We start from the raw sequence: 3,343 nt of genomic DNA on the forward strand, positions 1-3,343 counted from the left end.
TCTACCGCCTGGCCCAAGGGACGATCGCGATGTGGATCGCCTTCTCGCCGGGGATCTCTCCGGCGAGTGTCTGCAGCGCCCGCGTCGCCTCGCTGACATCGAAGCTATGCGTGTTGATGCGGGAGAGCGGGTACTTGTCCGCTTCGATCAGGGTCACTGCCTGCTCGAGTGAGGTGTAGTCGACACCGAGCACTCCCTTGACCGTGAGCTCCTTGGTGACGACGAGATCGCTGAACAGGCCCGGCACCTCCCGTCTCCCCTTGAGGCCGGCCAGTACGACGGTTCCGCCCTGCGCGGCCATCTCCACTGCCTGTACGACCGCTTCTGGCGCCCGCGGCGTGGTGTCCACGATGACACGGGCACCCACGCCCTGCGTGACGTCCTTGACGATCGTGACCGGATCGTCCGCCTCGACGTCGATGGTGACGTCGGCGCCTAGTTCGGTGGCGAGTTTGAGCTTGAACGAATCGCGGGCCAGCCCTGTCACGATCACTCGTCGGGCACCGGCCTCCCGCGCCGCGAGCAGTGACGCCAGCCCGCGCTGGCCGCAGCCGAGGATCACCACGTCGTCACCGGGCCGCATTTCCGGCGTGTTGACCGCCCACGAGAAGCCCGCGCCGAGGGCGTTGAACTGAGCGGCGACCACCGCGGGAAGATCGCGTCGGATCTTACGAACCTTGGATCCTGGAGAGAGGTACAGGTAGTCGGCGTATCCACCCCACAGCCCAGGTGATCGATCGGTGACGGAGAACCCATAGATTCCGACCTGGGAGCAGTAACGGAAATCCTCACGTGCGCAGTGTTCACAGTGACCGCAGCCGAAACGGGGGTAGACCGCGACACGGTCGCCGACGTCGACCCTCCAGCGGCGCCGCGCGTCCGCGCCGATCTCCTCGATGACACCGAGAGGTTCATGACCGGGGATGGCGGGAAATCGTGGCCGATACTCGCCGTTGTACTGCTCGAGGTCGGTGCCACAGATCCCGCAGGCCTCGACGCGCATCAAGGCGTCATCGCGACCGATCGGCGGCAGCGGGATCTCCTGGAGCTCCATACGTCCGGGCGCGACGAGCACGGCGGCGCGGGCGGTCTCCGCCATATGGCCATTCTCCTTACTGTCGTCATTCGGCGACGCCGACGGATTCACGCACCCAGATGCGGCCACTGCCCATAAGGAATCAGCGATATTTCGCGTACGTGCGCATCGGTGTCGATGGCAAAGCTGACGGCCTGCCCGACTTTGTAGGCAGAGAACAGCGGGAAGGTCTCTTCGCTGTAGTCATAGCCGTATTCCCGCGCAGCCAGCGACACGGCTTCGAAGGTCTCGTCTGTGTCGTAGAAGCCGGTGTCGGTCATGCCCGGCATCACTTCGGTCACGAAGATGTTTTCCTTCGACAGATCGATCGCAAGAGTTCGGGCCATCGAATGGGAAGCCGCCTTCTGGATCGCGTCGAGGCCATGGAGCCGAGCGGTCCGTATGGCGGCGACCGCTGAGATCATTATCACCTTCGTCCGCGCCTGACGGTTGAACACCCGCCTCATCGCCTGCAGCAGGTTGAGCCACGTGACGGTGTTACTGGCGACGATCTCCGGAATCGCGCCCGGCGGAGTCTCCCACGGTTCCAGGAAGATCGTGTTCCGCGGTGTCGGCACTTTCAGCTCGGATATGCCGGCGTAATGCACCAGATGGACGGCTGCCTCGGTGTCCTGCGCCAGAGCCTCGATCTGGTCGACGAAGCCCTCGATCGCAGCGCGGTCGAACAGGTCCAGGGCTGCGAGACATGTGTCGGGCGGCATCAGGTGTTCGTGGATCAGCCGCAGGTTGCGCTCGTCGGCGCCGAGCATGTAGACGAGATGGCCGCGCCGCCCGAGCTCGATGGCGGCCCCGGCGGCGGCATTGAGCTTGTAGTGCTCTCCCTTGAGTTCGAGGATGTCCTCAGTGTCGGTGTTCGTGAAGAACCGGCGTGCCGCTCGCATACCCACGCCCGTTACGATGACCAGATTTCGCATGTTTATCGCGATCTCCCATACTTCTTCGATCTCTGTCGTGCGTCATGCGGTGGCGAAGCGTTCCGCCTGCCACTGGTCGAATTGGAAGTGAGCATGCAGGACTCCATCGGTGATACCGGCGTGGCGTTCAAAGGGCCGCTTGAGGTCGAGCTCCAGCTCAGGAAGCCGAGGGAGCGCCTCCTGCAGGGCGATGCGCGCCTGGAGCCGTGCCATCCGAGCGGCCATGCACATGCGGGTGCCGACGCCGAACGTCAGATGGCGGTTCGGCGACCTGGTGACGTCGAACAGATCCGGGCTGGCTGCCGACGAGTTTCCGCCGTTGACGGCCGCGTCCCGATTGGCCGCGCTCAGCCACAGCCGTACCGGGGTCATGGCGGGCACCCGAACGTCGTCCTCAAGCACTACGTCAGTGATCGCGACCAATGGTCGCGAGGGGAACGGCGTGCCATACCGGAGGATCTCCTCACCCGCCCAATGGAGCCAGTTGTCGTCGTCGACCTTCTGCCGCGCCTCACCCAGCAAACCGAACTCACCGAGCAGGGCAAACGCGTTGGCCGTGTTCGTACCAGCGTCCTCCACCGCCGACTGGGACAGGCTCCAGATGCTCCCGATCAGTTCGAGGCCGGTGATCGTGCCGGAGCGCCGCGCCGCGATCAGCAGGTCCAGCAACTCCTCGCCCGGGTGGTCCTCTCGTTCGCGGATCAGCTCCCACAGATAGGCTTCGACCTCAGGTGGTTCGCGATCCCCCAGGCCGCCCCGAGGCGTCCGTATCACCGAATAGAGCTGGTCAACCAGCCATGGCCGATGTTCGGCGGGAATCCCGACGAGCGAGCAGTTCGTCCGAAGAGCCAAGGGGTATGCCAGCTCGGTCGCCAGGTTGAACTCGCCCGTCCCCTTCTCGACGATCGAGTCGACGAGATTTCGCGCGTGGCCGCGAATCGTTGATTCCAGCCGCCGGACAACATCTTTCGTGAAATGCGGCTCGAAAATTCCGCGCAGTGCGTCGTATCGCCCTGGCGTTCCGTTCGCATGGCTGTATCCCACGCCCCAGACAAACGACCACGTCGCATGCAAACGCTGCCCCTGGGGCAGCCAGTACGAGACGTCCCGAGAGAATTCCTCCTCGGCGGTGCCGTCCAGCATTACGCGCCGCACATCCTGATAGCTGCGAAGATGCGCTACGCCATCTTCAATGAATGCTCGTCCAGGTGTACGGAACCGTGGATCTCTTGGAAAATCGGACGGCTTCAAATCGGCCACCAGCCTTGAATATATACCGGATATTAAAGATTGCATGCGACGCATTTGATGTCGACGTGTCCGTGTCCGAGTT

The 3,343-nt window shown here is 63.6% G+C and carries 3 protein-coding genes; all 3 read right to left on the reverse strand.

The features are described from left to right. Position 1: 1 nt before the first annotated feature. Genes ACTMTI_RS56590 through ACTMTI_RS56600 form a run of 3 tightly spaced genes read right to left on the reverse strand, consistent with a single transcriptional unit; the run spans position 2 to position 3,270 of the window. Positions 2-1,099 (reverse strand): zinc-dependent alcohol dehydrogenase, encoded by a 1,098-nt coding sequence (locus ACTMTI_RS56590; protein ID WP_441129356.1) that lies wholly within the window; start codon positions 1,097-1,099, stop codon positions 2-4. A gap of 44 nt (positions 1,100-1,143) precedes the next feature. Continuing rightward, positions 1,144-2,010, reverse strand: a complete 867-nt coding sequence (locus ACTMTI_RS56595) for an SDR family oxidoreductase (RefSeq protein WP_441129357.1) — start codon at positions 2,008-2,010, stop codon at positions 1,144-1,146. Positions 2,011-2,052: 42 nt separating this feature from the next. Continuing rightward, positions 2,053-3,270 carry a cytochrome P450 gene (locus ACTMTI_RS56600; protein WP_441129358.1) on the reverse strand — a complete coding sequence of 406 codons (1,218 nt, stop codon included), beginning with the start codon at positions 3,268-3,270 and terminating at the stop codon, positions 2,053-2,055. Positions 3,271-3,343: the final 73 nt, after the last annotated feature.

Origin of the sequence: Nonomuraea sp. H19 (assembly GCF_052068215.1) — a bacterium.
In the GTDB taxonomy this organism is placed as follows: Bacteria; Actinomycetota; Actinomycetes; order Streptosporangiales; family Streptosporangiaceae; genus Nonomuraea.

What these genes read in the sequence shown, in the direction of transcription:
- ACTMTI_RS56590 (WP_441129356.1), bottom strand. Translation starts at nt 1,099, where the DNA reads ATGGCGGAGACCGCCCGCGCCGCCGTGCTCGTCGCGCCCGGACGTATG.
- ACTMTI_RS56595 (WP_441129357.1), bottom strand. Translation starts at nt 2,010, where the DNA reads ATGCGAAATCTGGTCATCGTAACGGGCGTGGGTATGCGAGCGGCACGC.